General features: G+C 69.1%; 23 protein-coding genes. 12 read left to right on the top strand and 11 right to left on the bottom strand.

The window, feature by feature from the left end; all coding sequences use genetic code 11:
* Positions 1–79 precede the first annotated feature (79 nt).
* The 3 genes from ABN611_RS04660 (at position 80) to ABN611_RS04650 (ending at position 2,497) form a co-directional block, all read left to right on the top strand.
* On the top strand, positions 80–1,495 hold the full coding sequence (locus ABN611_RS04660; protein ID WP_350278517.1) for a DHA2 family efflux MFS transporter permease subunit: 1,416 nt from the start codon (positions 80–82) through the stop codon (positions 1,493–1,495).
* Between the two features lie 25 nt (positions 1,496–1,520).
* The gene (locus ABN611_RS04655; RefSeq protein WP_350278516.1) at positions 1,521–2,078 is read left to right on the top strand and encodes a flavoprotein; all 558 of its coding nucleotides are present in this window, start codon (positions 1,521–1,523) and stop codon (positions 2,076–2,078) included.
* Between the two features lie 80 nt (positions 2,079–2,158).
* Entirely contained in the window at positions 2,159–2,497 is a 339-nt protein-coding gene (locus ABN611_RS04650) for an MmcQ/YjbR family DNA-binding protein (RefSeq protein WP_350278515.1), read from the top strand.
* On the opposite strand, the gene ABN611_RS04645 is transcribed toward ABN611_RS04650, so the two are convergent.
* Positions 2,477–3,769 carry a neutral zinc metallopeptidase gene (locus tag ABN611_RS04645; protein WP_350278514.1) on the bottom strand — a complete coding sequence of 431 codons (1,293 nt, stop codon included), beginning with the start codon at positions 3,767–3,769 and terminating at the stop codon, positions 2,477–2,479. The genes ABN611_RS04650 and ABN611_RS04645 overlap by 21 nt on opposite strands.
* Positions 3,770–3,868: 99 nt before the next feature.
* Between ABN611_RS04645 and ABN611_RS04640 the strand changes: the two genes are divergently transcribed.
* Complete coding sequence (locus ABN611_RS04640; protein WP_350278513.1) at positions 3,869–5,560, top strand: DUF885 domain-containing protein; 1,692 nt, start codon at positions 3,869–3,871, stop codon at positions 5,558–5,560.
* Positions 5,557–6,747 (top strand): Maf family nucleotide pyrophosphatase, encoded by a 1,191-nt coding sequence (locus ABN611_RS04635; RefSeq protein ID WP_350278512.1) that lies wholly within the window; start codon positions 5,557–5,559, stop codon positions 6,745–6,747. The genes ABN611_RS04640 and ABN611_RS04635 overlap by 4 nt, the downstream gene beginning before the upstream one ends.
* Before the next feature lie 419 nt (positions 6,748–7,166).
* Here ABN611_RS04635 and ABN611_RS04630 read toward each other — a convergent pair whose 3' ends face one another.
* The 4 genes from ABN611_RS04630 to ABN611_RS04615 all read right to left on the bottom strand — a co-directional run bounded on the left by ABN611_RS04630 (position 7,167) and on the right by ABN611_RS04615 (position 11,288).
* On the bottom strand, positions 7,167–7,439 hold the full coding sequence (locus tag ABN611_RS04630) for a hypothetical protein (protein ID WP_350278511.1): 273 nt from the start codon (positions 7,437–7,439) through the stop codon (positions 7,167–7,169).
* Positions 7,440–7,511: 72 nt separating this feature from the next.
* Complete coding sequence (locus ABN611_RS04625) at positions 7,512–9,236, bottom strand: hypothetical protein (RefSeq protein WP_350278510.1); 1,725 nt, start codon at positions 9,234–9,236, stop codon at positions 7,512–7,514.
* Positions 9,237–9,516: 280 nt separating this feature from the next.
* Positions 9,517–9,714, bottom strand: a complete 198-nt coding sequence (locus ABN611_RS04620; RefSeq protein ID WP_350278509.1) for an acyl-CoA carboxylase subunit epsilon — start codon at positions 9,712–9,714, stop codon at positions 9,517–9,519.
* Positions 9,711–11,288 carry an acyl-CoA carboxylase subunit beta gene (locus ABN611_RS04615; RefSeq protein WP_350278508.1) on the bottom strand — a complete coding sequence of 526 codons (1,578 nt, stop codon included), beginning with the start codon at positions 11,286–11,288 and terminating at the stop codon, positions 9,711–9,713. The genes ABN611_RS04620 and ABN611_RS04615 overlap by 4 nt, the downstream gene beginning before the upstream one ends.
* A 90-nt stretch (positions 11,289–11,378) precedes the next feature.
* Here ABN611_RS04615 and ABN611_RS04610 point away from each other — a divergent pair, with 90 nt between their 5' ends.
* A complete protein-coding gene (locus ABN611_RS04610) occupies positions 11,379–12,680 on the top strand; it encodes a hypothetical protein (RefSeq protein WP_350278507.1) in 1,302 nt (433 codons plus the stop codon).
* Positions 12,681–12,687: 7 nt separating this feature from the next.
* On the opposite strand, the gene ABN611_RS04605 is transcribed toward ABN611_RS04610, so the two are convergent.
* Positions 12,688–13,170: an SCP2 sterol-binding domain-containing protein gene (locus ABN611_RS04605; RefSeq protein ID WP_350278506.1), complete on the bottom strand. Its 483-nt coding sequence runs from the start codon at positions 13,168–13,170 to the stop codon at positions 12,688–12,690.
* 67 nt (positions 13,171–13,237) lie between these two features.
* Between ABN611_RS04605 and ABN611_RS04600 the strand changes: the two genes are divergently transcribed.
* From ABN611_RS04600 to ABN611_RS04590, 3 genes are all read left to right on the top strand, one after another.
* The gene (locus ABN611_RS04600; protein WP_350278505.1) at positions 13,238–13,864 is read left to right on the top strand and encodes a helix-turn-helix domain-containing protein; all 627 of its coding nucleotides are present in this window, start codon (positions 13,238–13,240) and stop codon (positions 13,862–13,864) included.
* A 111-nt stretch (positions 13,865–13,975) separates the two neighbouring features.
* The gene (locus ABN611_RS04595) at positions 13,976–16,603 is read left to right on the top strand and encodes a phosphoenolpyruvate carboxylase (protein ID WP_350278504.1); all 2,628 of its coding nucleotides are present in this window, start codon (positions 13,976–13,978) and stop codon (positions 16,601–16,603) included.
* On the top strand, positions 16,600–17,409 hold the full coding sequence (locus tag ABN611_RS04590) for a biotin--[acetyl-CoA-carboxylase] ligase (RefSeq protein ID WP_350278503.1): 810 nt from the start codon (positions 16,600–16,602) through the stop codon (positions 17,407–17,409). Before ABN611_RS04595 ends, ABN611_RS04590 begins: the two co-directional genes overlap by 4 nt.
* Here the strand turns inward: ABN611_RS04590 and ABN611_RS04585 are convergent.
* From ABN611_RS04585 to ABN611_RS04575, 3 genes are all read right to left on the bottom strand, one after another.
* Entirely contained in the window at positions 17,387–17,890 is a 504-nt protein-coding gene (locus ABN611_RS04585) for an MOSC domain-containing protein (protein ID WP_350278502.1), read from the bottom strand. The genes ABN611_RS04590 and ABN611_RS04585 overlap by 23 nt on opposite strands.
* On the bottom strand, positions 17,890–18,792 hold the full coding sequence (locus ABN611_RS04580; RefSeq protein WP_350278501.1) for a helix-turn-helix transcriptional regulator: 903 nt from the start codon (positions 18,790–18,792) through the stop codon (positions 17,890–17,892). Before ABN611_RS04580 ends, ABN611_RS04585 begins: the two co-directional genes overlap by 1 nt.
* A 148-nt stretch (positions 18,793–18,940) precedes the next feature.
* A complete protein-coding gene (locus tag ABN611_RS04575) occupies positions 18,941–20,344 on the bottom strand; it encodes an OFA family MFS transporter (RefSeq protein ID WP_350278500.1) in 1,404 nt (467 codons plus the stop codon).
* Between the two features lie 142 nt (positions 20,345–20,486).
* Here ABN611_RS04575 and ABN611_RS04570 point away from each other — a divergent pair, with 142 nt between their 5' ends.
* On the top strand, positions 20,487–21,101 hold the full coding sequence (locus tag ABN611_RS04570) for a PH domain-containing protein (protein WP_350278499.1): 615 nt from the start codon (positions 20,487–20,489) through the stop codon (positions 21,099–21,101).
* On the opposite strand, the gene ABN611_RS04565 is transcribed toward ABN611_RS04570, so the two are convergent.
* Both ABN611_RS04565 and ABN611_RS04560 read right to left on the bottom strand, forming a co-directional pair.
* Entirely contained in the window at positions 21,098–22,309 is a 1,212-nt protein-coding gene (locus ABN611_RS04565) for a GNAT family N-acetyltransferase (RefSeq protein ID WP_350278498.1), read from the bottom strand. The genes ABN611_RS04570 and ABN611_RS04565 overlap by 4 nt on opposite strands.
* A gap of 48 nt (positions 22,310–22,357) precedes the next feature.
* On the bottom strand, positions 22,358–22,918 hold the full coding sequence (locus tag ABN611_RS04560; protein ID WP_350278497.1) for a GtrA family protein: 561 nt from the start codon (positions 22,916–22,918) through the stop codon (positions 22,358–22,360).
* Between the two features lie 141 nt (positions 22,919–23,059).
* Here ABN611_RS04560 and ABN611_RS04555 point away from each other — a divergent pair, with 141 nt between their 5' ends.
* Together ABN611_RS04555 and purE are read left to right on the top strand one after the other, a co-directional pair.
* Positions 23,060–24,232 carry a 5-(carboxyamino)imidazole ribonucleotide synthase gene (locus ABN611_RS04555; protein WP_350278496.1) on the top strand — a complete coding sequence of 391 codons (1,173 nt, stop codon included), beginning with the start codon at positions 23,060–23,062 and terminating at the stop codon, positions 24,230–24,232.
* Positions 24,233–24,240: 8 nt separating this feature from the next.
* Complete coding sequence (gene purE, locus ABN611_RS04550; protein WP_350278495.1) at positions 24,241–24,744, top strand: 5-(carboxyamino)imidazole ribonucleotide mutase; 504 nt, start codon at positions 24,241–24,243, stop codon at positions 24,742–24,744.
* Positions 24,745–24,781 lie beyond the last annotated feature (37 nt).

The following is a 24,781-nucleotide window of genomic DNA, read 5'->3' as shown; positions in this document are numbered from 1 at the left end:
ATCGGTTGACATGTTATCAGTGGATGCATACTCTCGTCGTCGAGCTTGTTATCAGTCAATTACAACCAGGGGTGTGGAGATGACCGCTCTCGACGAGAGGGATGTGCTGGCGGGCCGGGCGGCCGGTCCCGGGTTGGGCGTGGTGCTGGCGGCGGTGGGGATCCCGACGTTCATGGTCACGCTGGACAACCTGGTGGTGACGAACGCGCTGCCGGTGATCAAGGCCGAGCTCGGTGCGTCGCTGTCGGACCTGCAGTGGTTCGTGAACGCCTACACGTTGGCGTTCGCCGCGCTGCTGCTGACCGCGGCCGCGATCGGCGACCGGGTCGGCCGGCGGCGGATGTTCCTGGCCGGGATCGTCGTGTTCACGCTGGCGTCGGCCGCCTGCGCGCTGGCGACCGAGCCGTGGATGCTCACCGGCGCCCGCGCGATCCAGGGCCTTGGCGCGGCGGCCGTGATGCCGTTGTCGCTGACGTTGCTCGCGGACGCCGTACCGGAACGGCTCCGCAGCGCCGCGATCGGCATCTGGGGCGGCATCTCCGGCCTCGGGGTCGCCGTCGGGCCGGTCGTCGGCGGCGCGGTGGTCGACGGGCTGAACTGGCAGTGGATCTTCTGGCTGAACGTGCCGATCGGCGTGCTCGCCGTACTGCTCGCGGCGCGGGTGCTGTCCGAGTCCCGCGGTACGGCGCAGCGCCTCGACCTGCTCGGTCTGGTGCTGGCGACGTCCGGCGTGCTGTCCGTCGTCTGGGGTGTCGTGCACGGCGCCGACGATGGATGGACGTCCGCTGGTGTCCTGGGGGCGCTGGTCGCGGGCGGCGTGCTGCTGGCGGCGTTCCTCGGGTGGGAGCGTCGTACGGCGGCGCCGATGTTGCCGCTGCGGTTGTTCTCGGTGCGGTCGTTCAGTGTGGTGAACGTGGTGGCGTTCACGTTCGCGGTCGGGGTGTTCGGGTCGGTGTTCCTGCTGGCGCAGTTCTTCCAGGTGGTGCAGGGGTACACGCCGTTCGAGTCCGGAGTCCGCACGCTGCCGTGGACGGCGGCGCCGCTCGTCGTCGCACCAATCGCTGGTCTGGTGGTCGACAGGATCGGGTCACGGACGCTGATCGTGCTCGGGCAGTTCCTGCTCGCCGCGGCGCTCGGCTGGATCGCACTGATCACGACGGAGACAACGCAGTACGGCGAACTGGTCGCGCCGTTCGTCCTGGCCGGGGTGGGGATGGGGCTGACGTTCGCGCCGTCCGCGAGCGTGGTGATGGACAGCGTCTCCGAGACGGACCGCGGTGTCGCGTCCGGCACCAACAACACGATCCGCGAGGTCGGCGTCGCGATGGGCGTCGCAGTACTGGCCTCGGTGTTCGCGTCAGCGGGTTCCTACGAGTCGCCGACGCAGTACGCCGCCGGCCTGATCCCCGCAGTCTGGACCGGCACCGCAATCGTCACCACAGGCGCCCTCACCGCCGTGCTGCTACCGGGCCGAAAAGCAAACAGAACTGTTTGACCATTGGGAGAGGAGCAGGCTGCGCATGGAGGACGGAGAAGCAGGCAGCGTGAACAGTCAACGCGTTCTTCACCTGTTCATCTGCGGCGCGGGTCCCGCGAGGCGGATTCACGAACTGATCGATCTTGCGCACGACGAAGGCTGGGACGTGTACTGCGCGGCGACCGAGAGCGCGGTACAACACTTCCTGGACACGGACGCCGTCGCAGAACGTTGTGGTCACCCCGTTCGAACCACTTACCGGAGGCCCGGGGAGACTCCCACTCCGAGCGCCGACGCCGTGATAGTCGCGCCGGCCACCTACAACACAATCAACAAGTGGGCGGCCGGCGTCGCGGACACCTATGTCCTCACGCAGTTGGCGGAATTGACCGGACTAGGAGTCCGGATCGTCGTCCTACCCTTCGTCAACCAGTCGCTGGCCGCGAACCGGATCTTCCTCCGCAGCGTGGAAGAACTGCGATCCGACGGTGTGCGCGTCCTGTTCGGCCCCGGAGAATTCGAGCCGCATCCACCGCGCACGGGCGACGACGCCATGACCAGCTTCCCGTGGAAACTGGCGCTCAGAGCCGCGCGGGACTAGCCACGAGCCGGCAGCGCGAGCCCAGCCATAAGCCAGCCGACGCTCTAAATCCTCTCTCCTTTCTCCTCTAGAGTGGGCAGGTGCTGGATGCTGAGGATGTGCGGCGGGTGGCGTTGTCTTTTCCGGGGACTGTGGAGAAGCAGCGGTGGGGGCATCCGACGTTTGATGTGGTGGGGCGGATGTTCGTGACGGTGCCGGATGATCAGACGTCGTTCGCGGTGCGGTGTCCGCGGCTGGAGCGGGACGAGTTGATCGCGGCGGAGCCGGAGAAGTTCTGGGTGCCGAAGCACGAGGCGGGCTCGAACTGGGTCCGGGCCCGCCTCGCGGCGCTCGAGGACGCCGACGAACTGCACGACATCCTCATCGACTCCTGGCGTCAGGTCGCGCCGCCGGAGCTGTCAGCTGACGTTGGCGGGTGACGCCGCGAACGTGTTGCAGGTGGCCGGGTTCGCGGTGTTGAACGCCTTGCCCATGAACCGCCCCTGGCTGGCCACGCTGCCGTGGGTGCTCACCTCCGGCTTGTCGCCGGCCGTGACGACGTACTTGTTCCACACGTACAGCAGGTTCCCGTTGATCGGGTAGCTGCGCTTGTTCGCGGCCAGGAAGACACCGGCGAAGCAGTTCGCCTGCAGCTCGATCCGGCGGGTCATCCGCAGGCGGCCGTCGGAGTCCGGCTGCTCGTAGCGCAGGTTGTTGGCGGCCCGCAGCACGCCGGTCATGAACTGCACGCTGTGCCCGTACTCGTGGGCGATCGACCGCGAGTACCACATCCGGGCGTAGGCCTGGCCGATCGGATCACCGGGGTACTGCGTGTACGCCTTCACGAAGACGTCGACCTTCATGTACATCATGTGGTTCGCCGGGCAGTAGAACGGCACGTTGACGATGCCGGCGCCGCACGGGTTCGACACCGAGGAGCCGGACCAGTACGTCATCCCGGGCGACTTGTACTGGTAGCCGGCCTTGGTGACCAGCGGCGCCCACGACTTGTCCAGGCAGGGCTTGAGCTCGGCCCAGTAGGCGGCCGCGTTCTGGGCGTTGGTCGGCCGGACGCGCGGCTCCCGGCAGTTGACCGTGGCCATCTGGCCGACCTGGTACAGCTTGTTCTTCGCGACGACGGTCGAGTCCGACGACTGGTTCGGCGGGCTCGACGTCTCGGTGCTCGTGGGCTCCTCTGTCGTCGGCTCCTGAGTGGGCTCCTCGGTCGGCGACCCGGTCGGCTCCTCCGTGGGGGAGGTGGTCGGCTGCGGCGTGTACCGGGTCGGGTTCACCGGCGTCGTCGTGGTCGTGTCGTCGCCCTGCCGGATCAGCCCGATCAGCGCGCCGCCGACGACGGCCACGGCGACGATCGACAGGATCGCGATCAGCGGGCCCTTCGACTTCTTCCGCGGCTGCTGCCAGCCCAGGTTCGGCCCACCGGGACCACCGGGTCCGCCCGGACCAAAGCTCGGTCCCCAGCCGAAGCCGGGCCCCGGCGGCGGCTGCTGGTACGACGCCGCGTACTGCGGCGGCCCCTGCGGCGGACCGCCGTACGGCGCCTGCGGCGGCGGACCGCCGTACTGTCCGGGCGGAGGACCCATCGGCGGACCGCCGTACTGACCTGGCGGCGGCCCCTGCTGACCGTGCGGGCCCTGCGGGCCTTGCGGGTACGGCGGGTTCTGGCCGGGCGGCCCGTAGGGTGGCTGGCTCAACGCCGTTCCTCTCGTCCCTCGTGCTGGCATTCAGCGACCGCCACAGTATCGGCAACGAACAGGTCAGCTCCGGCAACCCTCGACGGGTAGGGTCGGCGTGTGACTGCTGCCAGTACGCCGAACAGCCCGATCGACCGGCTCGCCGAACGGCACCTCGAGCAGGAGATCGTCCTCGATCCGCTCGCGGCGACCGAGCTCGGGATCGCCGGCCACGACCACGAGCTCCCGGACTTCACACCGGACGGGTTCGCGGCGCGGGCCGAGCTGGTCCGCCGCTCGCTCGCGGAGGCCGCGTCGATCGAGCCGGGCAGTCCGCGCGAGGAGGTCGCCAAGGACGCGTTCGTCGAGCGGCTCGGGCTGGAGCTCGAGCGCCACGAGGCCGGCGTACCGCAGCACCAGCTGAACGCGATCTCGTCGGTGCCGGCGGCGTTGCGCCAGGTGTTCGATCTGATGCCGACAGCAACCGAGCAGGACTGGGAGACCATCGCGATCCGGCTCAACCAGATCGGTACGACGCTCGACGGGTACCGCGACACGCTGCTGGAACACGCAGCGGAGGGCCGGATCTCAGCGGTCCGCCAGGTGACCGGGCTGGCCGAGCGGATGGCCAGCTGGACCGGCGCCGAGGGCGACGACTTCTTCGCCGGCCTCGCCGCGCAGGCCCCGGACGGAGCGGTCAAGCCGACCGTCGAGGCAGCGGCTGCCGCGGCGCGGAAGGCGTTCGACCAGTTCGGCGGCTGGCTGACGTCCGAGCTCGCGCCCCGGGCGCCGGAGCGCGACGCGTGCGGCCGGGAGGTGTACGAGCTGGCCTCGCGCAGCTTCCTCGGTGCCGCGGTCGACCTGGAGGAGACGTACGCCTGGGGCTGGGCCGAGCTGGCCCGGATCGAGGCGGACATGCAGGCGATCGCCGCCGAACTCAACAGCGGCGACCGCAGTATCGAGGCGACCGCCGCGCTGCTGGACGACGACCCGGCGCGGACGATCCAGGGCAAGGAGGCGTTCCGGGACTGGATGCAGCAGCTGTCCGACGCCGCCGTCGCCGAGCTGGGCGGTACGCACTTCGACATCGCCGACGAGATCCGCACGCTGGAGTGCATGATCGCGCCGACCTCGGACGGCTCCATCTACTACACGCAGCCGAGCGAGGACCTGACGACGCGGCCGGGCCGGATGTGGTGGGCGGTACCGAACGGTGTCGAGAAGTTCGCCACCTGGCGCGAGGTCACCACGGTGTACCACGAAGGCGTACCGGGGCATCACCTGCAGGTCGCGCAGACGATGCTGCGCACCGACCTGCTGAACCGCTGGCAGCGAATCGCCTGCTGGGTCTCCGGTCACGGTGAGGGCTGGGCCCTGTACGCCGAGCGGCTGATGGAGGAGCTCGGCTACCTCGAGGACCCGGGCGCGCGGCTCGGGATGCTGGACGCGCAGGGGTTCCGCGCGGCGCGGGTGATCGTCGACATCGGGATGCACCTGGAGCTCGAGGTGCCGCGCGACAACCCGTTCGGCTGGCGGCCGGGAGAGCGGTGGAACGCGGACCTCGGGTTCGAGTTCCTGCGCGCGCACTGCCGGATGGAAACCGAGTTCCTGCACGCCGAGCTGAACCGGTACCTCGGCTGGCCGGGCCAGGCGCCGTCGTACAAGGTCGGTGAACGGATCTGGCTGCAGGCGCGCGAGGAGGCCAAGCAGCGCAAGGCGTCCGCGTTCGACCTGCGGAGGTTCCACTCCGACGCGCTGAACCTCGGGTCGATCGGTCTGGACCCGCTGGTCCGGGCGCTGGCGAAGCTGTGAGCGCCCGGTTCGTCCTGGCGTCGGCGTCGCCGGCCAGGCTGAAGACCCTGCGCGGCGCGGGGATCGAGCCGGAGGTGATCGTCTCCGGCGTCGACGAGGACAACGTCACCGCCGAGAATCCCGGCGAGCTGGCGCGGCTGCTCGCCACGCTGAAGGCCCGCGCGGTCGTCGCGGGGCTGACCGATCACGCGACCGTTCTCGGCTGCGACTCGGTGCTGGAGTTCGACGGTGTCGCGTACGGCAAGCCCGCTACGCCGGACGTCGCGCGCGAGCGCTGGCGGATGATGCGCGGGCGCACCGGCGTACTGCACACCGGGCACTGCCTGATCGACACGACCTCCAAACAGGAGCTCCGCGAGCTCGCGTCCACGACGGTGTACTTCGCGGACGTCACCGACGAGGAGATCGACGCGTACGTCGCCACGGGCGAGCCACTGGTCGTCGCGGGCGCGTTCACCGTCGACGGTCTCGGCGGGCCGTTCGTGAGCGCGATCGAGGGCGACTACCACAACGTCGTCGGCCTCTCGCTGCCGCTGCTGCGCCGGATGCTGATCGACATCGACGTCACCTGGCCGCAACTGTGGGACGCCCAGAAACCCTTCACCTACGACGAATCCGTCGCTTCCACGTACGACGAAACGCGCGGCGGCGTGGCCCGCGCCCAGGCGGCGGCGCAGGCTGTCGACTCGCTCCTCGAGGACGGCGGGCGGGTGCTCGAGCTGGCCGTCGGTACCGGCATTGTCGGCGCCGAGCTTGTTGCGCTCGGCAACCTCGTGCACGGCGTCGACCTGTCGCCCGCGATGCTGCGCCAGGCCCGGATCCGGCTCCCCGGCCATGTCGCGGCCGCCGACGCCGCGCGGCTGCCGGTCGCGGACCGGCGGTGCGACGCGGTGGTCGCGGTCTGGCTGCTGCACCTGCTCGACGACAGCGAACCGGTGATCGCCGAGGTCGCCCGCGTCCTGCGCACCGGCGGCGTCTTCGTCACCACCACCGAGAAGTCCGACGCCGGCCGCTACGCCGACGGCCGCGTCCCCGACGAAACCCGCTCCCAGGACGCCCTGTCGCACCTAGTAGCCACCGCGGCGCGGTACGGCCTGGTCCTCGACGGCGCGACCACCTTCGTTGGCCCGCCCCGCAATACCGGCAACGCCCCGGTCTACCCGCTGGTCGGCTTCCGCCGTACCTGAGCACGCGCATAGCCGGGCGGTGACGCCGGTCTGGTATCGAGGTACTACAGCAGTTGTGTACGCCAGCTCGATGGCCTTGTGGAGCCCCCACGAGGGCCGGTATGCGAAGGCGATCGGCGCGGGGGAATCACCCATGACGAAGAACGTACTAGTGCGTTGGTCTCGTCGTTGGCGCCTTCGGTGACCCCGAGATTTCAGGCGCGGTAGTTCAACCCGCCGCGCTCGTCCAGGTACTGGCCCTGGTCTCGACGCCAGCACCTCATGCCAGTCGCTTTCGGCACGCACTCCGCGCCGACGCCGGCTTGGTCCATTCAATGGCCGACGGGTGAACTGCAGTCCTGTGTCAGGCGAATAGGCTTCACAGCTGTACCTGGGCCAACGTTCGGAGTGGAAATGGCGGGTGGGCTCTGAGCAGCATCTTATTCTTTGTCGCCCGGCTCGGGCGCTGCGACGCTGATGTCGAGTGTGGCCCGAACTGTCCTCAGATGGGATAGCCAGGCACCAACCTGGCTATCCTCGGTTGCCCCGGACTTCTCGGGGTCCTCCTCGATGTCGGTGCCCCAACGCTCCAGCAGGTCTGGCCATACCCGGATGAACGCATCGGCATCGAGCCGAACGTCCTCCGGTTCATCGGCGGGAAGTTCGAGGACAAGACCGTCAATCGGCTCGCTCGGGGTCGAGCGGTGGTGCATGCCCAACTTCCATCCAGGGTTAAAGGGAAGGGACGACATCACTGACCACTTCCAATCCACTCCAGAGAGTCATCATCGACTGACCAGAGCTTCGACGTCAAGTGATGCCGCAGCCCGTCTCCGCAGTTTGTCGTGCCGCACGAGCCGAACTACCAGAGCGCACGCTGTGATCATGAGGTTGACGGTCGCAGCGCAGCATACGAGCTGCCAGCCAGTCGCGTAGACGCCGAAGAAGTCGAAAGACGCTTTTGCCTTGTCGGCGGCCGTAATGTCCGCCGGGAACATCAGTAGGGCAGAACCAGCCAGAGCAACGCCAGCGGTGACTACAGCACTTGGTACCGCGAAAATTGCGATGACCCGGCTGTCGTCAACCGTTGATCCCAGGACGAATGCGAGCACGGCCAGAGCCGAGGGGATCCCAGCCGCCAGTACCGCAGCGAAGTCGAGATTTAAGTCTCCGGGCCCCTTGGACTGCGCTGACAAACCGACTACATAGACCAGAAACAACGCTAGCGCAGCTACCAGGGCGGCGCGGCCGAGCCTGCCGGGAGGAGTTTCCTGGACGCGCACGTCTAGGTATGCGGCAGTTGGCGACTTCCATAGTTGCCGGCTGTAGAAATGTGCTTCCTGGTAGCCGCGTTGACCAAGTCTGAAGTAGGCTGAACCTAGATTGAATTGTCGGTGAGACAATTTTGCGACAGACTTTCCCGTTTCGTCTTTCAGGATCGCCCGTGCAAAGTGGGTCCCGTTCGGAGCTGTCAGTACGAGATGGTAACTATCGCAACGTTTCGCCTTGTTGACCGGGACTTGCAGGTAGGCCGCATCGCTTCGTATTAAAGCTCGGGTCCATCCTTTGATATGCGCCCAGAGACTGACATTCTTGCCTCGGTGAAGGGGCAACTTTGGTACTCGGTATGAATAGCGCACAAGGAACCTGTGCTCTGCGGGATGTTCAGCGATGATGACGTAGTTGAGTGCCAGCAGTCGAACGACGGCGCACAATCGTTCGAACGAGTCGGCGTCGCCGACCCTGAGTCCCTGCTTGTCAACTAGTGCACGAAGGCCGTTCGTCGTCTCCCACCTCCTATTCTTGCGCGACGCTGAGTCAGTCGTCTCATCTTGGGGAATCTGCAGAACCGCCTCCATGATGGCCATGAAGACGACGCCTTCCTTGAATTTCCAGGAATGGTAGTCAGACGAGATGTCAAACGTCTCCGCGAATAGCTTGAGGAGCAGGCGAGTCAGAAATACGAGGGACTCTTCGTGGCTGAGTGTAGTGATCGACGATCCAGATCTGTCCTGCACCGATAGGCCGGTGATCAATCGCTTCTTCAGTGGTCGCATAATTGGCACGTACAGCGGGCCTTCGTCATCATCCAATCGCTGCTCGAGCTTACTGTCAATATTGTCACTGAGTTCTCGAGTTATCTCGGCCGACGCAGACTTCGTGATCAGTTGTTCACGGAGATCCATCGATTCCTTGATTCGGCGTCGCGTGTTCTCTGGGTACAGCAAGAGGTATGCAAACGTCGTTAGCTGAACTGCGGACAGTTCAAGGTTGTAGCTCTTGGTCAGGATCGATTCGATACGCTGCGTCAATTGCGGGTATTCGGACGCCGTCTCGCATGGCTCTCTGGCAACTGCTTTTATGACACTCAACTGCCAGATCCGAAATGATGCCCACGTGACCGCGAATCCGAAGCCGGCGAGTAACATCCAGAGCGGCTGATGGCTGGTTGCGGCGAATAAGACAGCCCCGCAAGCGAGGGCGTCTCCTATATAAAAGAACTTGCGCATGGCAATCCCCACCCTTGGCCGAGATGCCTCGAAGAGTCCCCACCCATCTGCCTCGGCCAGGGCAGCATGTATACACCGATCGGGGACGTCGCGCCTAGTGGTCAGCCCGTTTCAAACGGTCGCCCAATACAATCTGTTATCTCCTGTAACGCCCAGCGGTGTTGCGATCTTCCAACTCTCAAGTTGAACGTCCGACCGGACCAACACGCAGCAATGGGTCTACTTGGCTCAAGTTGGAGGCCGCAAGCGGGCCAGCACCGGCGTCTCGGAGGCAGGGGACCTAGGGGTGCGCCGACGCCCGCCACTGCCCGGGGCCGGGGTGGAACGGCGTACGGGCGTTGCGCCAGTACGTCGCCCAGTTGCTGGCTCGGTCGGTGTCCGGAGCGGGCGCCGGGACGGCCGAGCGTGCGGCGATCACCGCGACCAGAGCGGCGAGCTCTTCAGGCGTCGGATCGCCCTTAGTGATCTGGATGCTCACAGTGGAATGTTCCCATGCTTCTTCGGCGGCAGGGTGTCGCGTTTGGTGCGTAGTAGGCGCAGGGCGCGGGTGATCTCGGCGCGGGTTTCGCTCGGCTTGACGACCGCGTCGATGTAGCCGCGTTCGGCGGCGATGTACGGGTTCGCCAGGTGGTCCTCGTACTCCGTGATCAGCTGCTGGCGGCGCGCCTCGGGGTCCTCGGCGCCGGCGAGTTCGCGGCGGTACAGGATGTTCACCGCGCCCTGCGCGCCCATGACCGCGATCTGTGCGGTCGGCCAGGCGATGTTGATGTCCGCGCCGAGGTGCTTCGACCCCATCACGTCGTACGCGCCGCCGTACGCCTTGCGGGTGATCACGGTGATCATCGGGACGGTGGCCTCGGCGTACGCGTAGATCAGCTTCGCGCCGCGCCGGATGATGCCGTTCCACTCCTGGTCGGTGCCGGGCAGGAAGCCGGGGACGTCGACGAACGTCAGGATCGGCAGGTTGAACGCGTCGCAGGTCCGGACGAACCGGGCCGCCTTCTCGGAGGCGTCGATGTCCAGCGTGCCGGCGAACTGCAGCGGCTGGTTCGCGACCACGCCGACCGGGCGGCCCTCGACGCGGCCGAAGCCGACGATCATGTTCGGCGCGAACAGCGTCTGCACCTCGAGGAAGTCGCCGTCGTCGACGACCGCCTCGATCGCGGTGTGCATGTCGTACGGCTGGTTCGGCGAGTCCGGGACCAGGCTGTCGAGCGCCAGGTCCGTCTCGGTGGGCTCGAGGTCGGCCGGTGCGTCGTACACCGGGGGATCCTCGAGGTTGTTCTGCGGGAGGTGACCGACGAGGGCCTTGACCCACTCGATCGCGTCCTCCTCGTCGGCGCCCAGGTAGTGCGCGTTGCCGGACTTCGTGTTGTGCGTCCGGGCGCCGCCGAGCTCCTCCTGGGTGACGTCCTCGCCGGTGACGGTCTTGATCACGTCGGGGCCGGTGATGAACATGTACGACGACTCGTCGACCATCACGGTGAAGTCGGTGACCGCGGGGGAGTAGACCGCGCCGCCCGCGCACGGGCCCATGATCAGCGAGATCTGCGGGATCACCCCGGAGGCGCGGACGTTGCGGCGGAAGATCTCGCCGTACAGTCCGAGGCTGACCACGCCCTCCTGGATCCGGGCGCCGCCGGAGTCGTTGATGCCGATCAGCGGGCAGCCGATCTTCATCGCCAGGTCCATCACCTTGAGGATCTTCTCGCCGAAGACCTCGCCCAGGCTGCCGCCGAAGACGGTGAAGTCCTGCGCGAACACGCACACCTGGCGGCCGTCGATGGTGCCGAACCCGGTCACCACGCCGTCGCCGTACGGGCGGTTCGCCTCCAGGCCGAAGCTCGTCGACCGGTGCCGGGCGAACTCGTCCAGCTCGGAGAAGGAGCCTTCGTCCAGCAGCAGCTCGATCCGCTCCCGGGCGGTCTTCTTGCCGCGCGCGTGCTGCTTCTCCACGGCGCGCTCCGACCCGGCGTGCACCGCCTCGTCGAGCCGCTGCTCCAGGTCCGCGATCTTGCCGGCGGTGGTGTGGATGTTCACGGTCTCTCCCATGAACGGGCAGCCTACGCGCCAGTACGCCGTACCGCCTGTGACGTCGCTCGCAAGCCGCGCCCTGAACCGGTCCGGCGATAGGTTCCCGGCGTGACGGATGCGAATGTCGACAACCTCATCCGCAAGGTGGGCGAGCTCGTCGTCCGGGACACCGGTGGCGTGTTGTTCCGGCCGCCGGCGGTCGGGCAGGACCTCCGGGACCGGCTCGAGCCGCTCGCCGACAACCTGGACGTACCGGCCCGGCTCGCGCCGACCGTGCCCGCCGCGCTCGGCCGCGGCTCGGCGTCCGACCCGCGCGCGGACGTCCGGGCGTCGCTGACCGAGCTGGTCGCGCTCTGCGCCGACTCCCTGGAGCCGCCGGACTCGCTCCCGGAGCCGAACGACCCCGAGCACCGGACGCGGCTCGCCGCCGCGACCAGCCGGGCGTACGCCGCCTTCGCGACACCGCGGCTGGCGCCGCAGCTGTTCGCGAACGGGCGCGCGGACGACCTGGGCCGGTTTCCGCCGCCACAGCTCGAAGGCGACGTCGCGGCCGCGCGGGCGATGGCGCTGGCGATCAGTGCGCGGACCGGGATCGGCGAGGAGTCGGCGCTGACCGAACTCGTTGCCGACGGCCACGGTGCGGCGGCGCCGACCGCGGCGAGGCTGTTGCTGCGGCCGGATCCGGAGTACCTGCGGCTGCCGGAGGATCAGCAGGGCGGGATCGTCCGGCATCTCGCCAGGGACATCGAAGCCGACTTCGCGGATCGCGACGTCGAGGAGGCCGCGTTCCGGGAGCTGACCGTGGAGCTCGAGGCCAGGCGCGAGGACGTCTCGGGAGGAGCCGGCGTGATCGACAAGGCGAGCGCGACGGCCACGCGCGAGCTGGGCAAGCTCCACGCGCTGCTGCAGCGGACCCGACCGCCGCAGCTCGAGGAGGTCCGCGGGATCGTCGCCGAGCACCTGGTGACCAGGGTGGAACACCACGCCGGGTTCCAGACCGGCCTCACGGCCGACCAGACGAAGGAGCCGGCCACCGCGACCGCCGCCGCGGCGAACACGATGGTGTTGTCGTCGACCATCCCCAGCGCGAGCCGCCCGGAGGCCACGGCCGCCACCGCGACCATGATCACCGAAGGCTTCGACGAGCTGCCCGCCCTGATGGCCGAATGGCGCGCCGACGGCTCGGACGTACGGCGCCAGGCGGAGCTGTTCGGCAGCACCCTCGGCGACCGCACCATGACCGCGGTCCGCGGCTTCGAACGCCAACCACCCCAACCCGCCGAGCGAGCCCAGTCCTTCGCGGCCGACCCGGCGATACCCCCACTGCGCAGCGTCCGGACCGGAGAGTCCCGCCGTACCGACGACCCCGCCCGCCCCCGAACCCGAGGCTCCGACGGCCTGACCCGGTGATCCCGGGTTAGGCCGGGCCGGTGCTGAAGAGTTTGGGGAGGCGGGCGGCCTGGGCCAGGTCGCCGCGGACGGTCAGGCGTTGTTTGAGGACGGCCAGGACGGGGTCCTCGTTGCCGGTGACGATGCGGAGCAGGGTGGTGGGGTCGGTGCGGATGGTGATGTCGGGGGGAGTGGGCTGCGGGGGTACGACGGTGCAGTGGCCGTCGTGGACCTGGAGCCAGTACTCGTCGACGGCCTCGGGACGGCCGGCCCCGCCCGCGCCGGTGATCTGCCAGTTGATGACAGCGTCGAACCCGGCGGCCCGGGCGGGTCGGAGGTACTCCGGCATCCGGCGAAAGATCTCGCGCAACGCGATCTCTCGGACTCCCCCGATGAGTCGATGCCGGAGCTCCCGCTCCGACGTCCGGTCGACCAACCGGGCAAGCTCGCTCGCGTCCAGGGTGGTGACGCCCTCGGACTCGAGCCAGCCGGCACTGCCTCGCTCGGTCATCGACCACCCCCGCGGCAGTGTTCCTACCAGACTGTAGGAATTTCCTACGGTGGGGTAGCTTTGTCAAGTGGTCGAGGACGCCGAACGCCGTCGCCGGGCGCCGCATCTCGGCCCCGAGCGCCGCCGGCCGCTGATCCTGGACGCCGCCCTCGGGGTGTTCGCCGCGCGGGGGTACGCCGGTACGACGATGCAGGCGATCGCGGACGCCGCGGGCGTCACGAAACCGGTCGTCTACGACTGCTTCGCGAACCGCGACGACCTGTTGCTGGCCCTGCTCGCCCGCGAGGAGCAGCACCTGGTCATCTCGATCGTCTCCGCGCTGCCCGCCGACCCGAGCGTCGGCACCCCGGAGGAGCACGTCCTCGAGGGCCTGACCGCGCTGCTGACCGCCGTCGAGAAGCAGCCGCAGTCCTGGCGGATCGTGTTCGGCGCGCAGTACGGCGCCGCGCCAGTCGTCGCGGACCGGATCCGCGCCGCCCGCGAGTTCCTCGTCGAGAGCCTCCGGCTGACGATGGTCAGGAGCATGCCCGGCGTCAGCGACCCGGACGCGAACCTCCCGGTGCTCGCCGAACTGCTCGCCGCGATGACCGAGAGCTGCGCCCGGATGCTCGTCACCGGCACCACCGACCGCACACCGGCCGAGCTGGCCAGGACGGTCTCGCAGGTCGTAGGCGGCGGCTTCGGGAACGTTTGACCTACATACTGTGAAGTAGCTGGCGGTGTCATCTCTCTGGCCGGTCACGATCGGCTTCCAGTGGGCGGACTCGGCAGCGTGGACGGGCGTCCGCCGATAGGGTGGGCGAACGTGAGCGAGACCGGTAGTGAGACCCGTACCCGCGCGCGGTTCGAGGTGCCTGAGGAACTCAGGGCCGACGTCCGCCTGCTCGGCGAGATCCTCGGCAAGGTCCTGGTCGAGTACGCCGGTCAGCCGCTGCTCGACGACGTCGAGAAGCTCCGCGAGCTGACCATCGCCGGCGATGGCGCGGCGGCCGAGGCCCTGGTCGCGTCCTGGCCGCACGAGCGTGCCGAGGACGTCGCCCGCGCGTTCACCTGCTACTTCCACCTGACGAACCTCAGCGAGGAGCTGCACCGCGCCCGCGTGCTGCGTGAGCGCGACCGGGCCGGCAGCGAGGCGGTCGTGTCCGAGCTGGCGCAGGCCGTCGAGCAGATCGCCCGCGACAGCGGCGAGCAGCAGGCCCGCGCGTTGCTCAACGGCCTGGAGTTCCGCCCGGTGCTGACCGCGCATCCGACCGAGGCCCGGCGGCGCGCCGTCCTGGCGACGATCCGCCGCATCAGCTCGCTGCTCGACGAGCGCCACGACCCGCGCGCCGGCGACAGCGACCTCGCGGAGAACCGCCGCCGCCTGGTCGAGCAGGTGGACGTCCTCTGGCGTACGTCGCAACTCCGGACCAGCAGGCCGTCGCCGCTGGACGAGGTGCGGTCGGCGATGGCGGTGTTCGAGGAGACGCTGTTCGATGTCGTCGGCAACGTGTACCGGCGGCTCGACGACGCGCTGGCCGGGGACGAGGCCGGGACGCGGACGCCCGTGGTGGCGCCGTTCGTGCACCTGGGCTCGTGGATCGGCGGCGACCGCGACGGCAACCCGAACGTCACCGCGGCGATCACCCGCGAGGCCATGCAGATCCAGGCCGACCACGTGCTGCGGGCGCTCGAGCAGGCGACCGAGGAGCTCGGCCGGGCGCTGACCCTGGACGCCGCGACCACGCCGCCGTCCGCACCGGTACGCCGGATCCTCGAGGACGCCCGCGCGGTCAACCCCGAGCTGATCGCGGACATCGAGACCCGCTCGCCCTCCGAGCCGCACCGCCAGCTCCTGCTGCTGGCCGCGCGCCGCCTGGCCGCGACCCGTGCCCGCGACGCCGACTTCGGGTACCCGCGGGCCGCCGACTTCCTGCACGAGCTCAAGGTCCTGCAGGACTCGCTGGTGAGCGCAGGTGCGCCACGCCAGGCGTACGGCGAGCTGCAGCAGCTCATCTGGCAGGTGAACTCGTTCGGCTTCCACCTGGCCGAGCTGGAGATCCGCCAGCACTCCTCCGTGCATGCGAAGGCTCTGGAGGAGGTGCTCGGCGGAGGCGAGCTGTCGGACCAGACAGAGGAGGTGCTCGCCACCCTCCGGGTGATCGCCCAGATCCAGCAGCGCTTCGGCCCGGAGGCCTGCCGTCGGTACGTCGTTTCGTTCACCCGCAACGCCGGTGACCTCGCCGCTGTGTACGAGCTGGCCGATGCCGCGCTCGACGGGCGTCCGATCGAGCTGGACGTCGTACCGCTGTTCGAAACCGGTGAGGACCTGCAGAACTCGGTGGAGGTGCTGGACAACGCGATCCAGCTGACCCGGGTCCGGCACCGGCTCACCGCGAACGACCGGCGCTTCGAGGTCATGCTCGGGTACTCCGACTCGGCGAAGGACGTCGGCCCGGTGTCGGCGACGCTGGCGCTGTACGACGCGCAGGCGCGGATCACCGCGTGGGCGCAGCGGAACGCGATCCGGCTGACACTGTTTCACGGCCGCGGTGGCGCGCTGGGGCGGGGCGGCGGCCCGGCCAACCGCGCCGTACTGGCTCAAGCACCGGGGTCGGTGGCCGGGCGGTTCAAGCTCACCGAGCAGGGTGAGGCGATCCCGGCGCGGTACGGCAACGCGGCGATCGCGCAGCGGCACATCGAGCAGGTGACGGCGGCGACGCTGCTCGCGTCCACCCCGGCGATCGAGGAGCGGGCCGCAGCGGCGGCGGATCGTTTCGCTGTCGTGGAGAAGACCCTCGACGAGGCGGCGCGTACGGCGTACCACCGGCTGGTGAAGGCTGACGGGTTTGCCGAGTGGTTCAGCACCGTGACCCCGCTGGAGGAGCTGGGGCAGCTGCCGCTCGGTTCGCGGCCTGCGCGGCGTGGTGTCGCGGTGTCGTCGCTGGAGGACTTGCGGGCGATCCCGTGGGTGTTCGCCTGGTCGCAGGCCCGGGTGAACGCGCCTGGCTGGTACGGCCTCGGTACTGCGCTCGCAGCCGTCGGGGACGTCGACCTGCTGCGGGACGCGAACCAGAACTGGCCGCTGTTCCAGGTGATGCTGGAGAACGCGGAGATGTCGCTGGCCAAGACGGACCGGCGCATCCTCGGCCGCTACCTGGAGCTGGGCGACCGGCCCGAGCTGACCAAGCAGATGCTGGACGAGCACGAGCTCACCACCGAGTGGGTGCTGAAGGTGCTCGGCCAGGAACGCCTGCTGCAGGGCCGTCGCGTGCTGGGGCGTGCGGTCGAGCTGCGCAACCCGTACGTCGATGCGCTCAGCTACCTGCAGCTGCGGGCGTTGCGGACGCTGCGGACCGATGACTCACTGGACGAGGAGCAGATCGTCCGCACCCGTCGGCTGCTGTTGCTGACCGTCTCCGGTGTCGCCGCGGGTCTGCAGAACACCGGATGAGCTACAGCGACCTGGATCGGCCCCCGCTGGACGAGAAGTTCCTGCGGGGGCGGTTGGTGCGTCCTGGTGCACTGTGGACGCAGATCGACGTACTCGCGGAGACGCCGTCGACGAACGCTGTTGTGGCAGCCGCGGCCGCAGCTGGTCAGGCTGAAGGCCTGGTCATTGCTGCGGAGTACCAGTCGTCCGGCCGGGGGCGGCTGGGGCGTACGTGGACCACGCCGCCGCGTTCCGCGTTGCTGATGTCGGTACTACTGCGCCCGAACAGCGTCGACGCGGCCCGGTGGCCGTGGCTGGGATTGCTGGTGCCGCTGGCGGTGGCGGCCGCGGTGCGGAAGGTTGCCGAGGTGCCAGCGCAGGTGAAGTGGCCGAACGATGTACTGGTCGAGGGCCGCAAGCTCGCGGGCATCCTGCTGGAGCGTGTCGAGGGGCCGGCCGCGGTGGTCGGGATCGGCCTCAACGTCACACTGCGCGAGGCGGAGAAGCCCCACGAGGCGGCGACGTCGCTGGCGTTGGAGCAGGCGTCGACGACCGACCGGGTGACGGTGATGGCCGCAGTACTGCGGGAACTCGCGGACCGCTACCACTCGTGGGTGGACGCGGGCGGCGACCCGGAGACGATCCTCCCGGAGTACCGCGAACTGTCCGCCACGCTCGGCCAGGCAGTCCGCGTAGAACTCCCTGACGGCACCTTCCTCGAAGGAACCGCGAGAGACCTCGCCGACGACGGCCGCCTCATCGTCGACACCCCCGACGGCCCCAGACCACTGGCCGCCGGCGACGTCACCCACCTGCGCCGAGCCTGACTACTTCGATGGGGTCGCCGGCCTGGATCGAACCAGTTGTGAGCACCTTCAGGTAGACGCCGACCCGGCCGCTGCGGGCGAAGCGTTGGTGGAAGCGCTTGATCTCCATCCGCCCGGACAGGTTCCCGCACGGGGTACGTGGTGAGCGCACCTCGACCAGGATCCCGCCGATCCGCCAGCGCTCGCCGATCAACGCCCCGGTGACGTCCAGTCCGCGCGTCGTCAGGTTCTCCCCGAACAGCCCCGGCGGAATCTCCCGCCCCAGCGCCGCCGCCCACCACTCGGCGTCCTCGGCCGCGTAGGCGTACAGCGCCTTGTCCGGCCCGCCGTGGTACCGCGTGTCGCACTGCCGATCGCCGACCAGTCCCAGCTCACCGACCTCGACTGCTCCGGTCACCGGTCGCTTGTCGATCGCCGTCCAGCGCGTCGGCCCGCGGATCAGCTCGTGGACCACGTTCACGGCCACCAACCGGCCGGCCATCAGCTGATCCAGCGGATCGGGTCGCCGCTGTCGAGGTCGTCGCAACCGGCGTCGTGCAGGGCGCCGACGGCCAGCGTTCGGCGGTACGACGCGAACGTGAGGACGTGGGCGATCATCGCGCCGGCGGTGTAGACCTCGACCTTGTCACCGCCGGGGCAGACGATCAGCTCGTCCAGGCGGTTCGTCGTACACAGCTCCCCGACCTCGGCCGCGAACGCCGGGCCGACTGCGTCCAGCCGGCGGCGCATGCTCTGCACGCTCTCGCCCTGCTCGATCGCGAAGTCGTACGTCTCGCCCGCGAGGTTCGCGTGCCACATGCCGAGCTGGCCGACCAACCGGGACAGCAAAGAGCGCAGCGTCGGATCGTCGTCGATGCCCTCGACGGAGATCGTGATCGGTTGGTCGAGCTGTTCGTCGGACAGTGTCGCCGCCTGCCCGAGCATCCGGCGCAGCAGCCAGATGTGATGGTCAACCATCGTCCTGATCAGATCCATCGAACTCACCTCGTCCCTGGCCGGCACCCGCAACCCGTTCGGCGGGTGGAAATGCAGACCACTGGGCGCGTCCAGCCGGATCCGGTCCGGGTGTCCGCGCCACTCTCCGGGCGGTACGCCGTACGCGCGGCTGAAGGCCCGCGTGAACGCCTCGTGCGACCCGTACCCGGCCTCGACCGCGACGTCCAGGATGCTCCCGGACCCGGTCAGCAGCCGGTACGCCGCCCGCTCGAGCAGGATCCGCCGCCGCAGCTGGCCGGGCCGCTCACCCGCCGCCGCCTCGACCAGCCGATCCAGGTGCGACCGCGACAGCCGCACCCGCGCAGCCAACTCGGCCGTCGTCGCCTCGTGCTCGTCCAGCGCACCAGCCAGCACCTCGACGAAGGCGGCGAACGCGTCAGTGGTCATGCCGACCATGGTGCCGCCCGACGCCCCGTCGTACTTGATCGTTTTTACTCGGTGAAGATCTTCACCGCGGTGAGCAGCGTCTCGACGATGCCGTAGCCGAGCAGGACGGCGACCAGCAGCCAGGAGATCACCAGGCGTGGGGTCTGGTTCATCGTGCGGCCTCCACCGTGGTCTCCGACTTCTCGTGGAACCGCTCCGACACCGAGCGGATCAGCAGGTTCGCGACGAACCCGACCGCCAGCACGCCGACCATCGTGAACAACGCCGGCCGGTACGCCGCCGCGGTCAACGTCCCCGGCTTGCCCTCGCGATCCAGGAACCCGTTGACGATCAGCGGCCCGGCGATCCCGGCCGCCGACCACGCGGTCAGCAGCCGCCCGTGGATCGCGCCGACCTGGTACGTCCCGAAGAGATCCCGCAGGTACGCCGGAACCGTCGCGAACCCGCCGCCGTAGAACGAGATGATCACCGCCGCGAGCAGTACGAAGACGACCGTGTTCGTGTCGCCGACGCTCGCCAGCAGCGTGTACGCGATGATCCCGACGCCGAGGTACATCGCGTAGATCGGCTTGCGCCCGATCACGTCCGACGTCGACGACCACCCGAACCGCCCGGCCATGTTGAAGATCGACAGCAACCCGACGAACCCGGAGGCGGCTGCGACGGCGACGGCGGACTTCCCGTCAGTGCTGCCAGGACCGCGGAAGAAGTCCTGGATCATCGGGCTGGCCTGCTCGAGGATGCCGATCCCCGCGGTCACGTTGCAGAACAACACGACCCAGAGCAGCCAGAACTGCGGCGTCCGGATCGCGTTCGCCGCGGACACGTTGCCGGTGGTGACGAGTGCCTTCTGCCGCACGGTCGCCGAGTCGAACCCGGCCGGCGCCCAGCCGTCCGCGGGCACCCGGATGTTGAAGACGCCGAACATCATGATCACGAAGTAGCCGATCCCGAGCGTCAGGAACAGCCCGACCAGCGCCCCGCCGCCGGCGACCGACGTACTGACGTCCGGGTCGTACCCGGCGTCGTACAGGCCGAGCAGCTGCCGTGACAGCGGGCTGGCGACCAGCGCGCCGCCGCCGAAGCCCATGATCGCCAGGCCGGTCGCGAGTCCCGGCCGGTCCGGGAACCACTTGATCAGCGTGGAGACCGGGGAGATGTACCCGATCCCCAGGCCGATGCCGCCGATCACGCCGTACCCGAGGTAGACCAGCCAGAGCTGGCCGGTGCCGATGCCGAGCGCGCCGACCAGGAAACCCGACGCCCAGAAGCAGGCCGCGACGAACATCGCCTTCCGCGGCCCGTTGCGTTCCACCCAGGTGCCGCCGACGGCGGCGGACAGGCCGAGCATGACGATCGCGATGCTGAACACCACGCCGACCGCGGTCTGGCTGGTGTCGAAGTGCTTCACCAGCGAGGTCTTGTAGATACTGGTCGCGTACGCCTGGCCGATACAGAGGTGGACGGCCAGCGCGGCCGGTGGGATCAGCCAGCGGCTGTAACCCGGCGGTGCGACGGTGTGCTCCCGGTCGAGTATCGACAAGACTGCCATCACGGCTTCCTCTCGTCCCCCAGTTGACGACCCCTCGCGCATACTCGCTCACTGTATGCATTTTGTGAAGTGTTAAACCATCTTTCCGGCCCGATCGTGTCGGGAGGGGACAACCGAACCCGCCACCTGTGAGACTGGGGCCATGGCGATCTCGGCGAAGTTGTTGGGTGAGGACGAGTACGTCGTCGTCAGCACCCGGACGCACTGGAAGGCGCTGATCGGCCCGGTCTTCCTGCTGCTGGTGGTGGCGGGCCTGGGTGGTTTCCTGGCCGCGATCGTGCCGCCCGGGTCGCTGCAGACGCCGGCCCGGATCGCGATCCTGGCGGTCGGCGTGGTGGTGCTGGCGACCTTCGCGCTGAAGCCGTTCCTGAACTGGTTCTTCTCGACGTACACGATCACCAACCGGCGGCTGATCACCCGGCACGGCATCCTCACCCGCACCGGCCGGGACATCCCGCTGATGCGGATCAACGACGTCTCCTACGAGCACGGGCTGATCGACCGCATCCTCGGCTGCGGCACGCTGCACATCGAGTCCGCCGGCGAGCGCGGCCAGGTCGTGCTGCCCGACGTACCGCATGTCGAGCACGTCCACCTGCAGATGTCCGACCTGCTGTTCGGCGGCCCGGAGGGCAGGCCCGGCGACGGCATCCTCGAGGACGAACAGCCCCCGGAGCACATGCGCCGCCGGCCGCAGCAGCAGGAGCAGCCGCGGCCCGACGACGGCACGATCTTCAGCTCGGGCGACGACCGCTAGAAGATCTCGACGCTTACCGGCGCGATCGGCCAGCCGAAGGCCGCGGTGGCCTGCGCGAGCGCGCCCGGCGTGTGCTCGACGACGCGGCCGGTTGCGGCGAACTCGGCCAGTGGCCGGCCGCCGAGGTACGTCGCGCCCAGTTCGGTCACCGACAGGCTGAGATCGGGTGCCGCGTCGGTGCGCTCGCAGCTGACCGATGACTCGTCCGCGGTCAGCCGGAAGCGGCCGGTGTTGGCCTCGATCAGTTCGTCGGTCACGTCCAGGACGACGTCGAGCGGTACGGCGTACCGGCGCTGCTGGAGGGCCCGTGGGACGTCGGTGATGCGGACCCACAGCGACTCGCTCACGCGGCGGTCCAGCGCGGTCGGCGTGCTGACCAGCTGCTGGATCGGCTCGTCCACCGCCGCGTGACCGTAGTGCAGCTTCGCGCACAGGTCCATGGTCAGCAGGTGCTGCCAGAGCGCTTTGTACGCCGTGATGTCCGGCGCGGCCAGCTCTTCGAGGAACACCTCGTTCGCCGGGCCGGTCGCTTCCCAGTTCATCTTGCCCCGCCAGAGCGCGTACCCGTCGATGGTGCCGGCCTCGTCGCGGTGCACCAGGATCTGCCGCGCGGTCCGTCCGCCGCGGTCGTCCGGCTTGTCCTGCAGGCGTCCCTTCCAGCGCAGCTCCGACCGCCCCGACACGCCCGGCCGCTGGTCCTGCACGCGGCGCAGTACGGCCGGAAGCTCCTTGAGGGCCTCGTCGGCGGTCAGTACGCCGAGCGCGCCCGGACGGATCCGCTCCGCGGGCGCACCCAGGCGCAGCAGGTCGACCTCGTAGTTCGTGCCCCAGGCGGCCGCGCCGTACCCGAACCGGCCGTAGATCGCGGGCTCGCTCGCCCACAGCACCGCGATCGCCTCCGGCACCTCACGCAACTGCTGCCCGATCAGCCGCGACATCACCCCGCGCCGCCGGTGCGTCGCGCGAACGCCGACCCCGGTCACATGAGCCGCGTCGACCACCGCCCCGGGAACGGACAGGTCGCGCGTGAGCGCCCGTGTCGTCCCGACGATCTCGCCGTCCTCGGTCGCCGCCAGCGTCCGCTCGGGCTCGAACAGTTGCCGACCGAGGTCGTCCAGCGTGGGCTCGAACATCATCGCCCCGCCGAACACGGCCCCCACCGCCTCGAACTCCGCCGCCGTCGCCGTCCGCACCTCGATCTCGGTCATCTCCGCATCTTCACATGCGGCACCGACAAAGGCGCGGGAGTTTACGGGTCAGCGCACGGCCGGCAGGTCCCCGGTCGTCTCGCCGTCGAGTTCGGCCGGGGAGTCGGGGGCCGGGGTGTGCTCGGCCTCCTCGAGGGCGATCTCCTCGCGGAACACGAACTTCCGGTACGACCAGAACCGGAACAGCGTGCCGAGGCCGAGGCCGATGAAGTTCGCGGCGATGTTGTCCGACAGCCAGGTGTGCAGGTCGAGGACGTACCGCGAGAACGCCAGGCAGCCGGCCGCGATCAGCAGGCCGATCCCGTTCAGCACGAAGAACAGCACGTACTCCCGGTGCAGGCCGGAGCGCTCGCGGTGCCTCCAGGTCCAGTACCGGTTGCCGAGGTACGTCGCGATCGTGGCGACCGTCACCGAGATGAACTTGGCCGTCAGCGGCTTGTGGTGCAGCATGCCGACACCGGAGTCGGCGAGCACCAGCGGGTTGTTGAAGACCAGCCAGTTGTAGATCGGCAGGTCCACGACCAGTCCGAGCAGTCCGACCACTCCGAACTTGGCGACTTCGTGCACCAGGTGCTGGAACTGGCGGTACAGCGTGGTGACGAGCTTCAACGGGGTTCGGGACCTTCTGTGATCGGATCGCGACAGGGGCAGCTTCCCACGGTACCCGGCTGGCGGTCCTACCCCGAAATCGCCCGCGTGCCGCGACGGCCGCCGTACGGTCCATGATGTATGGACATTAGGCTCACCGCTGTGAAGTTCGATCGCAAGGATCTCCCCGTCGGTACGCCGGTGGTCGGCATGGTGGGCGGCGGCCAGCTGGCCCGGATGACCCAGGAAACGGCCGTCGCGCTCGGCATCCAGCTCCGCGTGCTCGCCGAGGGCGACACGGTGTCGGCCGCGCAGGCAGTCGCGGACGCGCCCGTCGGCGACTACAAGGACCCCGAGACGGTACGTCGGTTCGCCGCCGAGTGCGACGTGGTGACGTTCGACCACGAGCACGTCCCGACCGACCTGCTGCACGCGCTCGAGGCCGACGGCGTCGCGGTCCGGCCCGGTCCGGACGCGCTGGTGCACGCCCAGGACAAGGCCGTGATGCGCGCCCGGCTGGACACCTTCGACGCGCCGGCGCCCGCGCACCAGGTGGTCGCGACGGCCGCCGACGTGGCGGACTTCGCCAAGCGGGTCGGCGGCTTCCCGGTCATCCTCAAGACCACCCGCGGCGGGTACGACGGCAAGGGCGTCTGGTTCGTCGACGGCCCGGACGACCCGCAGGTCGCGGCCGCGTTCGGCAGCGGCGTACCGATCCTGGCCGAGGAGAAGGTCGACTTCGTCCGCGAGCTCTCCGCGATCGTCGCCCGCTCGCCGCACGGCCAGGCCGTCGCGTACCCGATCGTCGAGTCGGTCCAGAAGGACGGCATCTGCGTCGAGGTGACCGCGCCGGCGCCCGGCCTGTCCGCGGAGAAGGCGGCGCAGGCCCAGCAGACCGCGCTCCGGATCGCCGGCGAGCTCGGCGTCGTGGGTGTGCTCGCGGTCGAGATGTTCGAGGCGCGTGACGGGCGGCTGCTGGTCAACGAGCTCGCGATGCGCCCGCACAACACCGGCCACTGGTCGATCGACGGCGCGGTCACGTCCCAGTTCGAGAACCACCTTCGCGCGGTTCTCGACCTCCCGCTCGGCTCGCCGGCCGCGCGGGCGCCGTACACCGTCATGGTCAACGTGCTCGGCGGCGACGTCGACGACATGCACCGCGGCCTGCTGCACTGCCTGGCCCGCGACCCGGGCCTCAAGGTCCACTTCTACGGCAAGTCGGTGAAACCGGGGCGCAAGGTCGGCCACGTGACGGCGTACGGCGACGACCTCGAAGCGACCCGGGAACGCGCGCGGCACGCGGCGGCGTACCTCACCGGCACCATCGACGAGTAAGGGAAGACATGTCCGTTGGAATCGTGATGGGGTCGGACTCCGACTGGCCGACGATGAAGGCCGCGGCCGAGGTGTGCGCCGAGTTCGACGTGCCCTTTGAGGCAGATGTCGTGTCGGCGCACCGGATGCCGACCGAGATGATCGACTACGGAAGGTCAGCGCACGAGCGCGGGCTCAAGGTACTGATCGCCGGAGCCGGCGGGGCCGCGCACCTGCCCGGGATGCTCGCCTCGGTGACACCGCTGCCGGTGATCGGGGTACCGGTACCGCTGAAGTACCTCGACGGGATGGACTCGCTGCTGTCGATCGTGCAGATGCCGGCCGGAGTTCCGGTTGCGACGGTCTCGATCGGGAACGCTCGGAATGCGGGCCTGCTGGCGGTCCGGATCCTGGCCGCGTCCGACGAGAAACTGCGGGACCGGATGCTCGGGTTCCAGGAGTCGCTCGCCGAGCTGGCGCGCGGCAAGGGCAGTACGGTGCGTGACGGGGCGGCAGAGTTGCGTAAAGGCTGAGGTTGTCGCTGGTTTCCACAGGACGGGGCGGGTAGTC

Source organism: Kribbella sp. HUAS MG21, from assembly GCF_040254265.1.
Lineage (GTDB): Bacteria > Actinomycetota > Actinomycetes > Propionibacteriales > Kribbellaceae > Kribbella.
The sequence above is the reverse complement of the archived record's forward strand: the minus strand, read 5'-3'. Positions and strand labels throughout refer to the sequence as shown.

What these genes read in the sequence shown, in the direction of transcription:
- ABN611_RS04565 (WP_350278498.1), bottom strand. Translation starts at nt 22,309, where the DNA reads ATGACCGAGATCGAGGTGCGGACGGCGACGGCGGCGGAGTTCGAGGCG.
- ABN611_RS04630 (WP_350278511.1), bottom strand. Translation starts at nt 7,439, where the DNA reads ATGCACCACCGCTCGACCCCGAGCGAGCCGATTGACGGTCTTGTCCTC.
- ABN611_RS04580 (WP_350278501.1), bottom strand. Translation starts at nt 18,792, where the DNA reads ATGACCACTGACGCGTTCGCCGCCTTCGTCGAGGTGCTGGCTGGTGCG.
- purE (WP_350278495.1), top strand. Translation starts at nt 24,241, where the DNA reads ATGTCCGTTGGAATCGTGATGGGGTCGGACTCCGACTGGCCGACGATG.
- ABN611_RS04655 (WP_350278516.1), top strand. Translation starts at nt 1,521, where the DNA reads ATGGAGGACGGAGAAGCAGGCAGCGTGAACAGTCAACGCGTTCTTCAC.
- ABN611_RS04590 (WP_350278503.1), top strand. Translation starts at nt 16,600, where the DNA reads ATGAGCTACAGCGACCTGGATCGGCCCCCGCTGGACGAGAAGTTCCTG.
- ABN611_RS04585 (WP_350278502.1), bottom strand. Translation starts at nt 17,890, where the DNA reads ATGGCCGGCCGGTTGGTGGCCGTGAACGTGGTCCACGAGCTGATCCGC.
- ABN611_RS04605 (WP_350278506.1), bottom strand. Translation starts at nt 13,170, where the DNA reads ATGACCGAGCGAGGCAGTGCCGGCTGGCTCGAGTCCGAGGGCGTCACC.
- ABN611_RS04575 (WP_350278500.1), bottom strand. Translation starts at nt 20,344, where the DNA reads ATGGCAGTCTTGTCGATACTCGACCGGGAGCACACCGTCGCACCGCCG.
- ABN611_RS04570 (WP_350278499.1), top strand. Translation starts at nt 20,487, where the DNA reads ATGGCGATCTCGGCGAAGTTGTTGGGTGAGGACGAGTACGTCGTCGTC.
- ABN611_RS04615 (WP_350278508.1), bottom strand. Translation starts at nt 11,288, where the DNA reads ATGGGAGAGACCGTGAACATCCACACCACCGCCGGCAAGATCGCGGAC.
- ABN611_RS04660 (WP_350278517.1), top strand. Translation starts at nt 80, where the DNA reads ATGACCGCTCTCGACGAGAGGGATGTGCTGGCGGGCCGGGCGGCCGGT.
- ABN611_RS04625 (WP_350278510.1), bottom strand. Translation starts at nt 9,236, where the DNA reads ATGCGCAAGTTCTTTTATATAGGAGACGCCCTCGCTTGCGGGGCTGTC.